Origin of the sequence: Streptomyces sp. NPDC091416, from assembly GCF_044756845.1 — a bacterium.
Taxonomy (GTDB): Bacteria; Actinomycetota; Actinomycetes; order Streptomycetales; family Streptomycetaceae; genus Streptomyces.
The window spans coordinates 81,451-96,860 of sequence record NZ_JBIVTU010000009.1 but is presented as its reverse complement, the minus strand read 5'-3'; the positions used below and the strand labels follow the sequence as shown (position 1 = coordinate 96,860).

15 protein-coding genes are annotated in these 15,410 nt (G+C 71.9%); 9 read left to right on the top strand and 6 right to left on the bottom strand.

Annotated elements, in window-relative coordinates:
• Positions 1 to 25 precede the first annotated feature (25 nt).
• From hmgA to ACIQMX_RS25930, 3 genes are all read left to right on the top strand, one after another.
• Entirely contained in the window at positions 26 to 1,354 is a 1,329-nt protein-coding gene (gene hmgA / locus ACIQMX_RS25940; protein WP_402481554.1) for a homogentisate 1,2-dioxygenase, read from the top strand.
• 25 nt (positions 1,355 to 1,379) lie between these two features.
• Positions 1,380 to 2,180: a GntR family transcriptional regulator gene (locus ACIQMX_RS25935; protein ID WP_402481552.1), complete on the top strand. Its 801-nt coding sequence runs from the start codon at positions 1,380 to 1,382 to the stop codon at positions 2,178 to 2,180.
• A gap of 144 nt (positions 2,181 to 2,324) precedes the next feature.
• Entirely contained in the window at positions 2,325 to 3,542 is a 1,218-nt protein-coding gene (locus ACIQMX_RS25930; RefSeq protein ID WP_363073936.1) for a type ISP restriction/modification enzyme, read from the top strand.
• A gap of 60 nt (positions 3,543 to 3,602) precedes the next feature.
• Here the strand turns inward: ACIQMX_RS25930 and ACIQMX_RS25925 are convergent, their stop codons facing one another.
• On the bottom strand, positions 3,603 to 4,313 hold the full coding sequence (locus ACIQMX_RS25925; RefSeq protein WP_363073934.1) for a TetR/AcrR family transcriptional regulator: 711 nt from the start codon (positions 4,311 to 4,313) through the stop codon (positions 3,603 to 3,605).
• 63 nt (positions 4,314 to 4,376) lie between these two features.
• Between ACIQMX_RS25925 and ACIQMX_RS25920 the strand changes: the two genes are divergently transcribed.
• Positions 4,377 to 5,339 (top strand): ATP-binding cassette domain-containing protein, encoded by a 963-nt coding sequence (locus ACIQMX_RS25920; RefSeq protein ID WP_363073932.1) that lies wholly within the window; start codon positions 4,377 to 4,379, stop codon positions 5,337 to 5,339.
• Positions 5,336 to 6,172: an ABC transporter permease gene (locus tag ACIQMX_RS25915; RefSeq protein WP_363073930.1), complete on the top strand. Its 837-nt coding sequence runs from the start codon at positions 5,336 to 5,338 to the stop codon at positions 6,170 to 6,172. The genes ACIQMX_RS25920 and ACIQMX_RS25915 overlap by 4 nt, the downstream gene beginning before the upstream one ends.
• Before the next feature lie 19 nt (positions 6,173 to 6,191).
• On the opposite strand, the gene ACIQMX_RS25910 is transcribed toward ACIQMX_RS25915, so the two are convergent.
• The 3 genes from ACIQMX_RS25910 to ACIQMX_RS25900 all read right to left on the bottom strand — a co-directional run bounded on the left by ACIQMX_RS25910 (position 6,192) and on the right by ACIQMX_RS25900 (position 8,282).
• Entirely contained in the window at positions 6,192 to 6,800 is a 609-nt protein-coding gene (locus ACIQMX_RS25910) for a TetR/AcrR family transcriptional regulator (protein ID WP_402481548.1), read from the bottom strand.
• A 153-nt stretch (positions 6,801 to 6,953) separates the two neighbouring features.
• Positions 6,954 to 7,217: a hypothetical protein gene (locus ACIQMX_RS25905; protein ID WP_363073926.1), complete on the bottom strand. Its 264-nt coding sequence runs from the start codon at positions 7,215 to 7,217 to the stop codon at positions 6,954 to 6,956.
• Positions 7,218 to 7,490: 273 nt separating this feature from the next.
• Entirely contained in the window at positions 7,491 to 8,282 is a 792-nt protein-coding gene (locus tag ACIQMX_RS25900; RefSeq protein WP_363074051.1) for an SGNH/GDSL hydrolase family protein, read from the bottom strand.
• A 246-nt stretch (positions 8,283 to 8,528) separates the two neighbouring features.
• On the opposite strand from ACIQMX_RS25900, the gene ACIQMX_RS25895 reads away from it, so the two are divergent.
• The gene (locus ACIQMX_RS25895; protein ID WP_402481545.1) at positions 8,529 to 9,635 is read left to right on the top strand and encodes a DUF5925 domain-containing protein; all 1,107 of its coding nucleotides are present in this window, start codon (positions 8,529 to 8,531) and stop codon (positions 9,633 to 9,635) included.
• Positions 9,636 to 9,655: 20 nt separating this feature from the next.
• Here the strand turns inward: ACIQMX_RS25895 and ACIQMX_RS25890 are convergent, their stop codons facing one another.
• Positions 9,656 to 10,030, bottom strand: coding sequence for a GntR family transcriptional regulator (locus ACIQMX_RS25890; protein ID WP_402481542.1), 375 nt, complete (start codon positions 10,028 to 10,030; stop codon positions 9,656 to 9,658).
• Positions 10,031 to 10,099: 69 nt separating this feature from the next.
• Here ACIQMX_RS25890 and ACIQMX_RS25885 point away from each other — a divergent pair, with 69 nt between their 5' ends.
• The 3 genes from ACIQMX_RS25885 to htpG are packed head-to-tail and all read left to right on the top strand — an operon-like array spanning position 10,100 to position 13,544.
• Positions 10,100 to 11,020, top strand: a complete 921-nt coding sequence (locus ACIQMX_RS25885) for a GNAT family N-acetyltransferase (RefSeq protein WP_402481540.1) — start codon at positions 10,100 to 10,102, stop codon at positions 11,018 to 11,020.
• Positions 11,001 to 11,552 (top strand): DUF402 domain-containing protein, encoded by a 552-nt coding sequence (locus ACIQMX_RS25880; protein ID WP_363073918.1) that lies wholly within the window; start codon positions 11,001 to 11,003, stop codon positions 11,550 to 11,552. The genes ACIQMX_RS25885 and ACIQMX_RS25880 overlap by 20 nt, the downstream gene beginning before the upstream one ends.
• Before the next feature lie 48 nt (positions 11,553 to 11,600).
• Positions 11,601 to 13,544 carry a molecular chaperone HtpG gene (htpG, locus tag ACIQMX_RS25875; protein ID WP_363073916.1) on the top strand — a complete coding sequence of 648 codons (1,944 nt, stop codon included), beginning with the start codon at positions 11,601 to 11,603 and terminating at the stop codon, positions 13,542 to 13,544.
• Between the two features lie 162 nt (positions 13,545 to 13,706).
• Here the strand turns inward: htpG and ACIQMX_RS25870 are convergent, their stop codons facing one another.
• Entirely contained in the window at positions 13,707 to 15,254 is a 1,548-nt protein-coding gene (locus tag ACIQMX_RS25870; RefSeq protein WP_363073914.1) for a trifunctional class I SAM-dependent methyltransferase/NUDIX hydrolase/VOC family protein, read from the bottom strand.
• Positions 15,255 to 15,410: the final 156 nt, after the last annotated feature.

The window sequence follows — 15,410 nt, the reverse complement described above, 5'->3', positions numbered from 1 at the left end:
GGATTCTCATGCACCGGGAGCACATATGAGCGGCATCGAGCAGGCGCGGAAGACGGCGGAAGGGCTCGCGCACTCCGCCGGATTCGGCAATCAGCACAGCTCGGAAGCGGTGCCGGGGGCGCTGCCGCACGGCCGCAACTCTCCGCAGCGCGCCCCGCTGGGCCTCTACGCGGAGCAGCTCAGCGGTTCGGCCTTCACCGAGCCGCGCGTCGACAACCGCCGCTCCTGGCTCTACCGGATCCGTCCCTCGGCGGCCCACCCGCCGTTCACCCGGACCGACAACGGCGCCCTGCGCACCGCCCCGTTCACCGAGACCGTCCCGGACCCCAACCGGCTGCGCTGGGACCCGCTCCCGGACCCCGCGCCCGGCACGGACTTCCTCTCCGGCCTGTGGACGCTGGGCGGAAACGGCAACGCCGCCGAACGCAGCGGCATGGCCGTACACCTCTACGCCGCCAACACCGCCATGACCGACCGGGTGTTCAGCGACAGCGACGGCGAACTCCTCATCGTCCCCGAGCACGGCGGGCTGCTGCTGCGCACCGAACTGGGCCTGCTGCGCGTGGAACCGGGCCATGTGGCACTGATTCCCCGCGGTGTCCGCTTCCGGGTCGAACTGCTCGACGACACCGCCCGCGGCTACGTCTGCGAGAACTACGGCCGGCCGTTCGTCCTCCCGGATCTCGGCCCGATCGGCGCCAACGGCCTGGCGAACGCGCGGGACTTCCTCGCCCCGGTCGCCGCGTACGAGGATGTGGAGCGCCCGGTCGAGGTCGTCAACAAGTACTGCGGCAACCTCTGGTCGGCGACGTACGACCACTCGCCGCTGGATGTGGTCGCCTGGCACGGCAACCACACGCCGTACGTCTACGACCTGCGCCGGTTCAACGTCATCGGCTCGATCAGCTACGACCACCCGGACCCGTCGATCTTCACGGTGCTGACCTCGCCCTCGGACACCCCCGGTCTGGCCGGGGTCGACTTCGTGGTGTTCGCGCCGCGCTGGCTGGTGGGCGAGGACACCTTCCGGCCGCCGTACTTCCACCGCAACGTCATGAGCGAGTACATGGGCCTGATCGAGGGCGCGTACGACGCGAAGACGGCCGGCAAGGGCGGCTTCGTACCCGGCGGCGGCTCCCTGCACAACATGATGTCCGCACACGGCCCGGACCGGGAGACCTTCGAACGGGCGAGCGCGGCAGAGCTGAAGCCCCAGAAGATCGACGACGGGCTGGCCTTCATGTTCGAGACCCGCTGGCCGGTCACCGCGACCGGGCAGGCGATGACGGCCGGACATCTTCAGCACGGCTACGACGACGTGTGGCAGGGTCTGAGCCGCAACTTCAGGCCGTAAGGGCCCCGTGCCGCAGCGACGACGAATGCAGGTGACCCAGGTGCCGCAGCCCTCTCCGACGCCCCCCGCGGCCCCGGGAGCCGCGTTCGCGCCCGACTCGCTGGTCCTGAACCGCAAGCTTCCGCTGTGGTACCAGGTCTCGCAGTCGTTGCGGGCCTCCATACTGGGCCGCGCCGCGGACGCCACGCTGCGGCTGCCGACCGAGGAACAGCTCGCCGCGCACTACGGCGTCAGCGTCCTCACCATGCGTCAGGCGCTCAAGGAGCTGGAGTCGGAGGGACTCATCAGCCGGCACCGGCGGCGCGGCACGTTCATCGAGCCCCGCGCCCGCCGGGTGTCGCCGGTGCGGCTGATGGGTTCCATCGACGCGATCGTCGCCCAGCAGTCGGGCGAACGCACCACCCTGCTCGAACACGGGCCGTCCCCGGTGCCGGGCGAGGTCGCGGAGTACTTCCCCGGCTGCCCCGAAGTCGTCGGCTACCGGCGCCTGCGGTGCGAGGAGGACACCGGCGAGCCGACCAACTGGGCGCAGAACTGGGTCCACCCGGACGCCGCGGCCGGCATCGACCCCGCCGATCTCGAACGCTGGCCGATGACCAAGGTGCTGCGCGACCGGGCCGGCGTCCCGATCGCCCGGATCACCGACACGGTCGAGGCCCGGCTCGCCGACCCGGTCACCGCCGGACTGCTCCGGGTCCCGCTGCTCAGCCCGATCCTGTACTACACGGGCGTGGCGTACGACGAGAGCGGCCGGGTGGTCGACGTGGCGCAGATCCGCTACCGGGGCGACCGGTTCTCCTTCTCGGTCACGGTGGAGACCCACTGACGGAGCAGCGGCGGCGGGCCCGAGGCCGGCCGGCGCGTACCGGGGGCGGCGGCCCGGCGCCGGCAGGCGCCCTGCCGGGGCCCGTGGCGGCGCCGTTACGATGCCGGGGACGGCGGCGGACGTGGCGACGGGGAGGACGACACGGTGGCAGCTCCGGCAGCGGCCGGCTCCGGCGAGGGCCCGCACAGGCCGCTCCTCGACGACCTCATGCCCTGGTCGGTGCGGCCGCTCAGGACCGGGCGTCCCTGGGTGACCGGCCCGGACGCGGCCTCCCTGAGGGCCCGCTGGGAGCGGCTCGTCCGGGCCCCGGACGCCGAACGCGAGGAGCTTTTCGGGCCCACCCGCACACGCGGCCCGTACATCCCGGTGGCGGCCCTGCCCGGGCAGTCCACCGGCACCGGCCGGTTCGCCCGCGATCCGGGCCCGTGCCCGGAGCCGGTACGGATCCTGCACGGGCCCTTCGACGAGCAGTGGCTGCTCCCCGACCACCGCCTGATCGACGTGGCCAGGCCCGAACTGTGGCGGGTCGCCGACGGGCATCAGCTCTTCCTCCTCGAACACGGCCGGGTGCCGCAGGACACCGGCCCCGCCCTCTCGGTGACCGCGCTGCTCCCCGACGGCCACTCCCCCGCGGGGCGGCCCGGCCGGATCCGTCCGCTGTTCCGGCGCCCCGGCGGCGCCGAACCCAACCTGGCCCCCGGGCTGCTCGGCCTGCTGCGGTCCCGTCACGGCGACTCGGTCACCGCCGAGTCGGTGCTGGCCTGGATCCTCGCCGCGGCCCGCCGCACCCCGGACGGCTGCGCGGTGCCGCTGCCCACGGACACCGCGCGCTGGTCGGCGGGCGTGGAGCTGGGGCACGAGCTGCTGCGGGTCCAGTTGCGCGGGGCCCGGGGCGGCGAGCGCCCCCGGCTGCCAGGCGGGCGGCGCCCCTATGTCCGGGCCGCCGTGCCGCCCGCCCCGTCGGAGCTCTCCTACGACGCCGAGGAGCAGGTGCTGAGCCTCGGTACGGGCCGCATCTCGCCGGTGCCCGCCGGTGCGTGGGAGTTCCAGGTGGGCGGCGTACGGGTGCTGGAGCTGTGGTTCGGGCGCCGGACGGCGGCGCACGGGGCCGGCGGTCTGGAGGCCGTCCTGCCCCGCGCCTGGCCGCAGGAGTGGACGTCGGAGCTGCTGGAACTGATCACGCTGCTCGCCCTGCTCGCCGAGCTGCGGCCCCGGCAGGAGGAACTGGCGGCGGGCCCGGAGATCGGCGTGCCCGAACTACGGGCGGCGGGCGTGCTGCCGGTGCCGGCGGCGGCCCGGCGTCCGGCCTCGGTGCTCGACCACCAGGAGGAGGGCCCGGAGGGCCAGTTCGCGCTGCTGTGACTCCGCCGGCCTGTCCGGCGCACCCGTGCCGCACACGGCCGGAAGAGCCCGGCGCCCGCCCTACCCGCGGCCGAACGAGTCCAGCACCCGGGCGAGCGCCCGGTCGAACACGGCGTCCAGATCGATCGGTCCGGGGTCCTCGGCGAATCCGGCCGCCATCCGCGGATACTTCCCGGTCATGATCTGACTGATCAGATACCCGGTGCGGGCGGCCTGCTCCTGTTCCTCGGACCAGGGCAGCGACCGGCTGCGCTCCGCCGTGGCGATCTCGTTGGCGGTGTAGGTGGTGACGACGCCGTTGAGCATGGCGATGAGTTCCATCTTCTGGCCGAACCGCGCGTCGACCCCGTCCAGGCAGCTCAGCGCGTACTCCAGGTACCGCAAGGCGTTCGGGCTGAACCCGTAGACCGGTGACATCAGCCGGGGCACCCAGGTGTGGCGGTGCATCATCCCCCGGGCCTGGTGGGCGAGGGCGAGGAGATCGGCGCGCCAGTCACCGGACGGGTCCGGGTACTCGTAGCCGGCACCGACCGCGTCGAGCATCAGCTCGTGCAGGTCCTCCTTGCGGGGGACGTAGTTGTAGAGCGACATGGTGCCGCAGCCGAGTTCGGCCGCCACCTTCCGCATCGACACCGCGTCGAGTCCCTCCGCGTCCGCGATGCGCACGGCGGCCGCCGCGATGTCCGCACGGCTGAACGCGGGCTTGGGGCCACGCCCCGCACGTTCGGGACGCGCCCAGATCACTTCCGGTACTGCGGGTCGCCCCACCATTGATCATCACCTCGACCACCATGGTAGTTACGTACACCGTACGTAGTGCGGTACCGTTGCGGCATGACAACTACGTACGCTGTACTTAGTGAAGGTCTGGAGAAGCGCTACGGCGACGTCCACGCGCTGCGCGGGCTCGATCTGGCCGTCGCCGAAGGCACCGTCTGCGGGGTGCTGGGACCCAACGGCGCCGGCAAGACCACCGCCGTCCGCGTCCTCACCACGCTGACCGCGCCGGACGGCGGCAGCGCCCGGGTCGCGGGCCACGACGTGGTCCGGGAGGCCGGGGCCGTACGGGCGGCGATCGGCGTCACGGGACAGAGCGCCTCCGTCGACGGCGAGCTGTCCGGCCGGCAGAACCTGCGGCTCTTCGCCCGGCTGCTCAAGCACCGGAGCGGGGCCGCACGCTCCCGGGCCGACGAACTCCTCGAACGCTTCGAACTGACCGGCGCCGCCGACCGGCCGGCCCGCACCTACTCGGGCGGGATGCGCCGCCGCCTGGATCTTGCCGCCAGCCTGCTGGCCCGCCCGCAGGTGCTGTTCCTGGACGAACCGACCACCGGACTCGACCCGCACAGCCGCAACCAGATCTGGGCGGCGGTCCGGGAACTGGCCGGCCGCGGCACCACCGTCCTGCTCACCACGCAGTATCTGGAGGAGGCCGATCAGCTGGCCGACGACATCGTGCTCGTCGACAGCGGCCGGGCCGCCCACAGCGGCAGCCCCGCCGAACTGAAGGCCGGGATCGGCAGTTACGCCGAGGTCGTCGTCGCGCACGCCGGCGCACTCGGCCCCGCGGCAGCGGTGCTGGACCGGCTGACGGGCACCGAGCCGGTGCTCGACCACGAGCGCCGCACGGTGGGCGCGGTCACCACGGACCCCTCGCTCACCCTGCCCCGGATCGTCCGCGAACTGGACGCGGCGGGCGCGGCGGTGATCGACGCCGGACTGCGCCCGCCCACCCTCGACGAGGTCTTCCTGCGGCTGACCGGCCGCAGCACCCCCATCAAGGAGACGGCGGCATGAGCACCGACGCACTCGTGACGGAACGACGGACGGCGGACGCCACCGCGCCCGCTCACACACCCGTCGCGGACGGCCTGGCCGTGCTCGGCCGCCATCTGCAACGGATCAAGGCGGCCCCGGGCGTCCTGATCCTGACCCAGACCATGCCGATCACGATGCTGCTGTTCTTCGGGTACGTCTTCGGCAGCGCCCTGGCCGTCCCCGGCCGGGAGTACCGCGCCTTCCTGGTGCCGGGACTGCTGGCGGCGACCGCGGCGAACGGCATCATGACGGGCATGTTCCAGTCCGCACAGGACTGCCACCGGGGTGTGATGGACCGGTTCCGGACCCTGCCGATGAGCCGGTCCGCCGTGCCGTTCGGACAGACCGCGGCCGATGCGCTGACCACGGCGGTCGGCCTGCTCCCGCTGATGGCCGTCGGCCTCGCCGTGGGCTGGCGGATCGAGGGCGGCCCGGCCGCCGCACTGGGCGCGTTCGGGCTGCTGCTGCTGTTCCGGTTCGCGACGTCGTGGGTGGGCTGCTGGCTGGGTCTGCTGATCCGGAACGAGGAGGCCGCCGGACAGCTGGGCGCGGCCACGTTCGTCCTGCCGCTGCTCTCCAGCGCCTACATCCCGACCGACAACCTGCCGGGCTGGTTGCGCACGCTGGCGGAGTGGAATCCGATCAGTGCCGTGGCCGCGGCCACCCGCGACCTCTTCGGCAACGCCGCACCGGCCGCCGATGCCGCCTGGCCGGTCGCCCACCCGGTGGCCGGCACGCTGCTCTGGTCGGCGGCACTGCTCGCGGTCGCCGTACCGCTGTCCGTACGCCGCTGCTCACGCGGCGGCGAATGACGGCGCCGGGGCGCCCCGCTCAGCCGGACAGCGCGACCGGCCGGTCCAGTGCGCCCAGCAGGGCGACGAAGCCCGACTCCAGGAAGGCGCCGAGGGTGTCCAGGGCGTCCGCCTCGTCGATCGGCCAGTTGGTGACGGCCTCCTCGGCAAAGGCCATCCAGGCCCGGGCGGCGACCGGCAGCAGGGGCGAGTCGGGCATCCCGAGCCGTCGCTGACCCTCCGCCACCCGCCGGGCCACGAGGGTACGTGTGGACTCGACGATGTCCTCCACGGCGGGATGACTGCCGGCGGCGCCACGTACCAGGGCGAGATAGACCCTGCGGTGCTCCGTGACGTACGCCGTGAAACCGGCGATGAACGACCGCAGCCAGGCGACGGGCTCCAGCGAGGGGTCCGGCTCCATGGCCGCGGCGAAATCGTCGCACTCCCGCTGCACCACGGAACGGTAGAAGTCGCGCTTGGAGTCGAAGTAGTGGAAGAGCAGCCCACGGGAGATCCCGGCGCGGCGTGCCACATCGTCGGTGGAGAGCTCGTCCAGCGAGCGATCGGAGAGCATGTCCACGCCAATCGTGACCAACTGCGCCCTTCGCTCGTCGGAACTCAGGCGCGCGGCTCGCTTCTCGGGCATGTGGACAGTGTAGAAGTACTTCGGCACCGAATTACCTCGGAGCCCACCCCGCCCGCGGGCAGGGGCCTCACGCGGACATGGCTACGCGCCACTGCCGGCTCCGGGGATGACGGAAGAGCGGGCAGCAGCGCGAGGCCGGGACCGGGCGTCGGATCAGCGGCGGCTGCCGAAGAGCGAGCGCCGCAGCCGCCGCAGCGGGGCGAAGAGCGAGACCCTCGCGCTCTTGCTCCGGCGGGTGTGCGCGACGTCGCGCGAAGTGAGCTCGAGCATCAGCAGCGTCGCCTCCGCGGACTCACGCTGCGGGACGGCGGGGCCGCCCAGCACTGCGAGATGGCGGTCGAGGCGCGAACTCGTCGCACCGCTCCCGCACGTAATGGCAGGCACACGCGGCCTGCTGCGCACCGTTATCTGTTCCATGTCACTCCCCACCCGTACGAGGGCACCCGGCCCGGGCAGGTTAACCCTATCGCCCCGCGGCGACACGCGTGTATCCCGGGCGCAGGATTGAGCACACACATACGGAGGTTGACGACCTGTCCGCGGATCTGCCCGATTCCAGGGCGAGTTGGACAGACCGTCAACGCCCCGACGGACCGGGCCCGTCGAGGGCCGTCCGCCGGAAGGGGCCTGACCTGCAAGGCTCCTGCGGCAGACGGGGCCACGCGCACACACTGACGGAACCCGCGCCGATCAGTCGAGCGAGTTGAGGACGGGCAGATAGCCGCCGGACTGTCCGGCGGCGAAGGGATGGTACGACTCGCCGATGTTGAGCCAGTTGAGACTGTGCAGCCAGGCGCTCCCGGAGCAGATCTCGTGCCCGGTGAACTGCCCGGCGACGTCACCGAAGGTGAAGCCGTGGTCGGCCGCGCGCTTGGCGGTGGCCGCGTTGAGGTAGTCGGCGGCGCCGTTGATGGCGGTGCGCACCTTGTCACTCAGGCCGACGACACAGCTGCCGCCGATCTTGTAGAAGCGGGGATAGCCGAGCACGACGACATGGGCGGAAGGAGCCTTGGCGCTGATCGCGTCGTACACCGAGTCGAGCCGGCCGGGCAGCGTGGAGTCCACATAGCTCCGCGCGGTGGCGATCCGGTTGAGACAGGTGGCCTCCGACTGGAGGACACAGGTCGTCATGACGTCGGCGAATCCGGCGTCGTTGCCGCCGATGGAGATCGAGACGAGGTCGGTCGAGGCGGTGAGCGGTCCGAGCTGACTCGCGGTCACGTCGTTGGTGCGGGCACCCGAGCAGGCCGTGAACGCGAAGGAAGCGGGCGCGTGGGCGGCCGCCCAGAGCGAGGGATAGGCGAGGGTGCTGCGCTTGCAGTCACCACTGGAGCCGATGTAGCTGCCGGAGCCGACCCCCGAGGAGTAGGAGTCACCCAGCGCGACATAGTCGACGGCCTGGACGGACGGTGCGGCGTTCGCGGTGGCCGCCCCGGTCAGGGCGATGACGGCACCGAGCAGGAGTGAGGACGAAAACGCCATGAGTCTGGACAATTTCACGGAAGCTCCCTTGGACCGGCCGGCAGGATCTCTGCCACATCCGTGGTAGCAGCAGCGAAGCCCATTCCGGAAGTGTCCATGCCAAGTCGATCGGATGGGCTTTTGCCGCCGGTCCCCTGAGTCCGTGTCATACCGGCGCACCGAGGCACCACGGCGCGCGCCGGAGCGGGAACAGCAGGTGACGAAACCTGGGTGCGCTGCAAACGCCCGTGCCGGATCATGGGCGGCATGTCAGCCAACCCCGAGTCCGCGCTGCCGATCCGGCTCACCGTCGACGACAGCGACTCCCCGGCCGACGTCGTCGACGCGCTGTTCCTCGGCCGCTTCGCGACGGGCGAGCAGCCGTACTCGCACAGTTCCTCGCTCGACCGGGTGAGGAAGAGCGCCACGCTGCTGCCCGAGGGCGCGAAGGTGCTGCGCGCCGCCCGCGACGACGACCGCAGCGCCACGCTGGCCGAGGGCGAGGGCTGGACCCTGCTCATCTCGCGGTGGAACCGCGGGGCCGACGTCACGGTCACCGCGACCAGCGCCGAACTGGCCCGCACGGTGCTCGACGAGGCCACCGAAGGCGCCCAGGACGAACCGGAGCCCCAGCCGGAGAACGTGACGATGGGCTTCTGGTACGTCTCGCCGCGCCGCGGCCCGTACCGCACGACGCGGCAGATCACGGCCGGCACCTGGGACGAGGTCCGCTCCAACTACACGGCACCCGTGGCCGGCGCCATGGACCGGCTGATGAAGGTCACCCCCGACGACATCGCGGGGCGGCTGCTCCTGCTGCACGGCCCGCCCGGGACCGGCAAGACGTCCGCCCTGCGCACCCTGGCCCGGTCCTGGCGGGACTGGTGCCAGGTCGACTGCGTGCTCGACCCCGAGCGGCTCTTCAACGACGTCGGCTATCTGATGGACATCGCCATCGGCGAGGACGACGGCAGCGCGAAGGGCCGCTGGCGGCTGCTGCTCCTGGAGGACTGCGACGAGCTGATCCGCGGCGAGGCCAGACACACGGCCGGCCAGGCGCTGTCGCGGCTGCTGAACCTCACGGACGGGCTGCTGGGCCAGGGCCGCAACGTGCTGGTGGGCGTGACGACCAACGAGGACCTGGAACGGCTGCACCCCGCGGTCGTCCGGCCCGGCCGCTGCCTGGCCCGCATCGAGGTGGGACCGCTGACCCGCAAGGAGTCGGTGGCCTGGCTCGGCACGGAGGAGGGCCTGGGCCGGGACGCGGCCCGCGAGGGCACGACCCTGGCGGAGCTGTACGCCCTGCGCCGCGGCACCGGCCCGGCCTCGGTCCCCAAGCAGGACTCGGGGGCGGACGCGGGCCTGTATCTCTGAGCCCCGCCCCGGCCCTCACCTCACCCCGCGTACACCGCCCGCACCGCGTCCTGCGCCAGCTCCAGGGCCCGCGCCCCGGACATCCCCAGCCGCCGGGCCTGCTCCGCGTACTCGCGCGCGGCGGTGGCCGCGTTGCGTTCGGCGGCGTCGCCCGCAGCGGCGACGAACGTCCCGTTGCGGCCGCGCGTCTCGATCACTCCGTCCGCCTCCAGCGCCCGGTAGGCCTTGGCGACGGTGTTGGCCGCCAGACCCAGTTCCTCGGCGAAACCGCGGACGGTCGGGAGCTTGTAGCCGACCGGCAGCGCGCCGGAGCGGGCCAGTTCGGAGATCTGCGTGCGCAGCTGCTCGTACGGAGCGGTGCCGGAATCCGGGTCAACGGCGATCTTCAGAGTCACGGGCCGATTCTGCCCCACCGCCGGAAATTCGGGGGCGAACGGGCCGGACCTGCGGGTACGGTCCGGGCCATGACTGTCATCGTGCGCGATTTCCGGCCCGCCGACGCCGAGGACTGGGTACGGGTGAGGCGTGCGGTGCTCCCGTTCATGGTCACCACCCCGGAGCAGGTCGCCTTCGACCTGGACACCGCCCATCCGGACAAGCGGTACCGGCTGCTGGTCGCGGAGGAGGACGGCGAGGTCATCGGGACGGCGCAGGTGGGACTGGCGCACGAGAGCCCCGAGCCGGGGCAGTCGTTCTGCAACCCGTACATCCACCCGGAGCGGACCGGCCGGGGAGCGGGCACGCTGCTGCTGCGCACGGCCGAGGAGTACCTGGCCCTGGCCGGTGCGACCACCGTGTACACCTGGGTCCTGGACACCCCCGGCGACCTGGCTTTCGCCGCGAAGCACGGCTATGCGCCGAGCCGGCCCGCGCACTTCCTCCATCTCGATCTGGCCGGCGCCACGCTGCCGCCCCGTCAGGGACTTCCGTCCGGTGTCGAGCTGCGTACCGCCGCCGATTTCGCCGGCGACCCGCGCCCGCTGTTCGAGGCGGACGCCGAGACCACCGCGGACGAGCCCAGCGACACACCGGCCCTCCTGGCGGACTACGAGGAGTGGCTGACGGAGACCTGGCGCAGCCCCGGCCTCGACCACGACCTCACCTCGGTCGTGGTGGCCGACGGCGAGGTGGCGGCGTTCAGCGTGGCGGAGACCGACGGAGTGGACCGCTACTGGTCGGGCATGACCGGCACCCGGCGGGCGTACCGCGACCGCGGGCTGGCGAAGCTCGCCAAGAACGACTCACTGCACCGGGCGCGCGATGCCGGGTACACCGACGCCTACACCGGCAATGACGCCGGAAACGGTCCGATGCTGGCGATCAACCGCTGGTTCGGTTACGAGATCTGTGCCACGGAGGTACGCCATGTCCGCACCATCGGCTGAGCCCGGACTGCCGGCCGAGTCCGAACTGACGGTCGTCCTGGTCAAGGCCGGAAAGACCAAGATCCGCTATCCCGCGGCCCAGGTCGCCGACGACGGCAACCGGATCACGGTCCGGGCGCCCTGGGCCGCCCCGGGGGTCCGCGACTTCGGCTTCGTGCGCTTCGAGCCGGGTGACGTCTTCACCGAGCACTACTGGCGCGACGCCTGGTTCGCGGTGAAGGAAGTCCGCACGGGTACGGGTGAACTCAAGGGCTGGTACTGCGATGTGACGCGCCCGGCCGTGCTGCGGGACGGCGAACTGCTCGTCGAGGACCTGGATCTCGACCTGTGGGTCTCGGCGGACCGCTCTCGCGTACTGCGGCTGGACGAGGACGAGTTCGAGGAGAGCGGCCTGGCCGGGCGCGACCCGGAGGCGGCCCGGGAGGCCGTTCGTGCCCTCGACCGGCTGGAGCGGCTGGCCCGTACGGAAGGACTGGCCGGACTGCTCTCCGGACCTTCGGAACACCACGACGAGGACGGCCGGTTGACTTAGAGTTCTCAGGTCGTTGCCCGCCGGTGACCTGATAAGGATGCACGGACTATGCCCACCGAGACGTTCGAGTTCCAGGTGGAAGCGCGCCAGCTTCTGCAGATGATGATTCATTCGATCTACTCGAACAAGGACGTGTTCCTGCGCGAGCTCGTCTCCAACGCCTCCGACGCGCTCGACAAGCTGCGGCTCGAAGCGCTCCGCGACGACACGCTCGGCGCGGATGTGTCCGACCTCCACATCGAGCTCGAAGCCGACCGGGAGGCCCGGACGCTGACCGTGCGGGACAACGGCATCGGGATGTCGCACGACGAGGTCGTCCAGCTCATCGGGACCATCGCGAACTCGGGCACGGCCGCGTTCCTGCGGGATCTCAAGGAGGCCAGGGAGTCCGGGGACAGTGCCGCGGCCGAGGGCCTGATCGGCCAGTTCGGTGTCGGCTTCTACTCCAGCTTCATGGTGGCCGAGGAAGTCGTCCTGCTGACCCGGCGTGCGGGCGAGGAGTGCGGCACCCGTTGGACATCGACCGGCGAGGGCACGTACACGATCGAGACCGTCGACGAGGCCCCCCAAGGCACCACGGTCACCCTCCGGCTCAAGCCGGAGGACTCCGAGGACCAGCTCCACGACTACACGTCTCCCTGGAAGATCAGGGAGATCGTCAAGCGGTACTCGGACTTCATCACCTGGCCGGTGCGCATGGTTCCGGAACCTGCCGGCGTGGACTCCGGGGAAGAGGGCGGGGCCGGCGACGCCGCGCGCGAACCCGAGACCATCAACTCGATGAAGGCGCTGTGGGCCCGCTCACGCGACGAGGTCACCGACGACGAGTACCACGAGCTGTACAAGCACCTCAGCCACGACTGGATCGCCCCGCTCGAGACCGTCCGGCTCCAGGCCGAGGGCACGTTCGAGTACCAGGCTCTGCTGTTCATCCCGTCGCACGCGCCCCAGGACCTCTTCACGCAGGGGTACAAGCGCGGCATCCAGCTCTATGTGAAGCGCGTCTTCATCATGGACGACTGCGAGGCGCTGATGCCCTCGTACCTGCGCTTCGTCAAGGGTGTCGTCGACGCCCAGGACCTGTCGCTCAACGTGTCGCGGGAGATCCTCCAGCAGGACCGCCAGATCCAGCTGATGCACCGGCGGCTGGCGAAGAAGGTGCTGTCGACGGTCAAGGACATGATGTCCGGCAGCCCGGAGCGCTATGCCACGTTCTGGCGCGAGTTCGGCCGCGTGGTCAAGGAGGGGCTGCTGAGCGACTTCGAGAACCGCGACGCCATCCTCGGTGTCGCCTCCTTCGCCACGACCCACGACAGGGAGGAGCCGGCCACGCTGCGGCAGTACGTGGACCGGATGAAGGAAGGCCAGGAGCATGTCTACTACCTCACGGGCGAGTCCCGGGAGGCGATCGAGAACTCCCCGCACATGGAGGCGTTCCGGGCCAAGGGCGTCGAGGTGCTGCTGCTGACGGATCCCGTCGACGAGGTCTGGGTGGAGGCGGAGCCCGAGTTCGACGGCAGGAAGCTGCGGTCGGTCGCCAAGGGCGAGGTCGACCTCGGGACGGAGGAGGAGAAGAAGGAGGCCGCTGCCGAGAAGGAGAACCGGCAGCAGGAGTACGCGGACCTGCTCGGCTGGATGACGGAGCGGCTGAGCGGGACCGTCAAGGACGTGCGGCTCTCCTCGCGCCTGACCGTCTCACCCGCCTGCATCGTCTCGGACACGCACGACGTGACACCGGCCCTGGAGAGCATGTACCGCGCCATGGGGCAGCCCGTCCCCCCGGTGAAGCGCATCCTCGAGCTCAATCCGGAGCACCCGCTGGTCGGCGGTCTCAACCGGGCGTACGCCGGGCGTGGCGAGGACGTCGGCTCCGGTCTGGAGGAGACGGCCGAACTCCTTCACGATCTGGCGCTGCTGGCCGAGGGCGGCGAGCTGGGCGACCCGTCGCGCTTCGTCCGGCTGATGGCCGACCGTCTGGAGCGCACGCTCTGAAGCCTGTCCGTCCCTGATCCGCCGGACAGCCGGGGCGCCCTCGGCTCCGGGCACGGCCTCTGATGCCTGTACCGCGCCGCCTCACACCCGGGGCGAGCCGGTACAGAGCCGCTGAGGGCGTGCCCGGAGCGATCCGCCTCGCGCGGAAAGCGCCGCCGGGTCTCAGCCCCGACGCGGCGACCGGCCATCGGTGTGCGGTGCCGGAGCCGGGAGCCCGGGACGGGTGGGCACGGCTCCGGCCACCAGCTCCACCTCGTACCCCGCCGTGTCCTCCAGATACGCGGCCACGTGCCCGTCACCGCCCGCGTGCGGACGGCGGTCGCCGAAGAGCAGCCGCCATCCGTGCTCCGGGGCCCGGGCCACCAGCGCGTCGAGCGCGGCCCGGTCCTCGACGTGGAACGCCAGGTGGTTGAGGCCGGGACGGCGTCGCTCATGGGGTCCGGGGACCAGGTCGGGCGACTGCTCGATCACCACGTAGCTGTCGCCCCGCCGCCAGCTGCGGCCGTGCGCCCATTGCTGGTACGGGACATGGCCCAGCTCGCCGAGGAGCCAGCCCCAGCCGGATGCGGCTGCCGCCAGATCGGGTACCCACAGCTCGATGTGGTGGAGCCGCCCGGTACGAGCCCCGCCGGCCGGCAGCGGGACGGCCCGCCGGACGCCCCGCGGCTCGAACGCGACGGTGTCGCCGTCCTCGTGCCAGTGGATCAGGAAGTGCTCGCCCGTCCGGTAGCCGTCCAGGCCGGCGCGGCAGTACGCGACCATGTCGTCCGGCAGGGCGTCCAGCGGGAACCACGCCAGCTCGGAGCACTTGTCCGGTTCGCGGTTGTACGGCGGACGCTCCGGGTCGTACGCCGCCTCGAAGAACCAGCCCGTCCTGGGGCTGCCGCCCGGGCCCCGGTGCTGCATGACCAGGGCGGTGCGCAGCTCCTCCGGCTCCAGCGCCACCCCGATCTCCTCGGCCGCCTCGCGGATCACCGCCTCCCGGACGTCCTCGCCGTCCTCCACGTGCCCGGACGGGGCGTGCAGCAGCCCGTCCGCGTACCCCGTGCCGGCCCGTCGGGCGAGCAGGACGTCCGGGCCCCGGCGGAGGACGAGATGGACGTCGACGACCTCGGTGTGCCGGCGCGGAGGTTCGGCTCGCGCCACCAGGGCGTAGCGCTCGTCGTCGACCTCCTTGCCCCAGAGGTCCCGGTCGCCGGAGAGCGGCTCGTGGTGGACGCGCTCGGTGAACGGGGCGAGCAGCGCGGAGAGTTGCCGGGCGGACAGACCGACCCCGTTCCACACGCCCTCGACCAGGACGAGTCTGCCGCCGGGCCGGAGCAGGCCGAACCAGTGGCGCAGGACGGCGGCCGGGTCGGGGAGCAGCCACACCACGTGCCGGGCCAGGATCACGTCGAACCGCTGCTTGCCGACCGGCGGCGCGGCCGCGTCCCCGGTCAGCACGTCCGTGCCCGTACCGGCCAGCTTGGCGCGCGCCTGCTCGACCATGCGGGGCGAGCGGTCCACGGCGGTGACCCGGTGGCCCTGTCCGGCGACGAGCAGCGCCAGGCTTCCGGTGCCGCATCCCAGGTCGAGCACCTCGGACCGCTCCCGGGGCAGCCACTGCTCCAGCCGCTGCGCCCAGGCGTGCCGGACCACGGGGTCGAGCAGGCCGTGATCCGGCTCGTTGTCGAAGGATCCGGCGGCCGCGTCCCAGTCGATCGTCGTCATGGACCGATCGTGCCAGCTGCCACTGACAACGGCGGAGGTCCGTCCCGGGAAGGCAGGTCTTAAGCGTTCTTGAGTGGCCCCTTAAGCCCGTCATAACGATGGCCGCCGGCCCCTTTCCAGGGCCTTTCCGGGCCCGGCCGCGGGCTAGCTTGCTGT

Bases quoted from the DNA above. Each gene is read 5' to 3' on its own strand.
- htpG (WP_363073916.1), top strand. From the start codon at position 11,601: ATGCCCACCGAGACGTTCGAGTTCCAGGTGGAAGCGCGCCAGCTTCTG.
- ACIQMX_RS25910 (WP_402481548.1), bottom strand. From the start codon at position 6,800: ATGCCCGAGAAGCGAGCCGCGCGCCTGAGTTCCGACGAGCGAAGGGCG.
- ACIQMX_RS25880 (WP_363073918.1), top strand. From the start codon at position 11,001: ATGTCCGCACCATCGGCTGAGCCCGGACTGCCGGCCGAGTCCGAACTG.
- ACIQMX_RS25885 (WP_402481540.1), top strand. From the start codon at position 10,100: ATGACTGTCATCGTGCGCGATTTCCGGCCCGCCGACGCCGAGGACTGG.
- ACIQMX_RS25870 (WP_363073914.1), bottom strand. From the start codon at position 15,254: ATGACGACGATCGACTGGGACGCGGCCGCCGGATCCTTCGACAACGAG.
- hmgA (WP_402481554.1), top strand. From the start codon at position 26: ATGAGCGGCATCGAGCAGGCGCGGAAGACGGCGGAAGGGCTCGCGCAC.
- ACIQMX_RS25925 (WP_363073934.1), bottom strand. From the start codon at position 4,313: ATGGTGGGGCGACCCGCAGTACCGGAAGTGATCTGGGCGCGTCCCGAA.
- ACIQMX_RS25900 (WP_363074051.1), bottom strand. From the start codon at position 8,282: ATGGCGTTTTCGTCCTCACTCCTGCTCGGTGCCGTCATCGCCCTGACC.
- ACIQMX_RS25915 (WP_363073930.1), top strand. From the start codon at position 5,336: ATGAGCACCGACGCACTCGTGACGGAACGACGGACGGCGGACGCCACC.
- ACIQMX_RS25920 (WP_363073932.1), top strand. From the start codon at position 4,377: ATGACAACTACGTACGCTGTACTTAGTGAAGGTCTGGAGAAGCGCTAC.
- ACIQMX_RS25895 (WP_402481545.1), top strand. From the start codon at position 8,529: ATGTCAGCCAACCCCGAGTCCGCGCTGCCGATCCGGCTCACCGTCGAC.
- ACIQMX_RS25935 (WP_402481552.1), top strand. From the start codon at position 1,380: ATGCAGGTGACCCAGGTGCCGCAGCCCTCTCCGACGCCCCCCGCGGCC.
- ACIQMX_RS25905 (WP_363073926.1), bottom strand. From the start codon at position 7,217: ATGGAACAGATAACGGTGCGCAGCAGGCCGCGTGTGCCTGCCATTACG.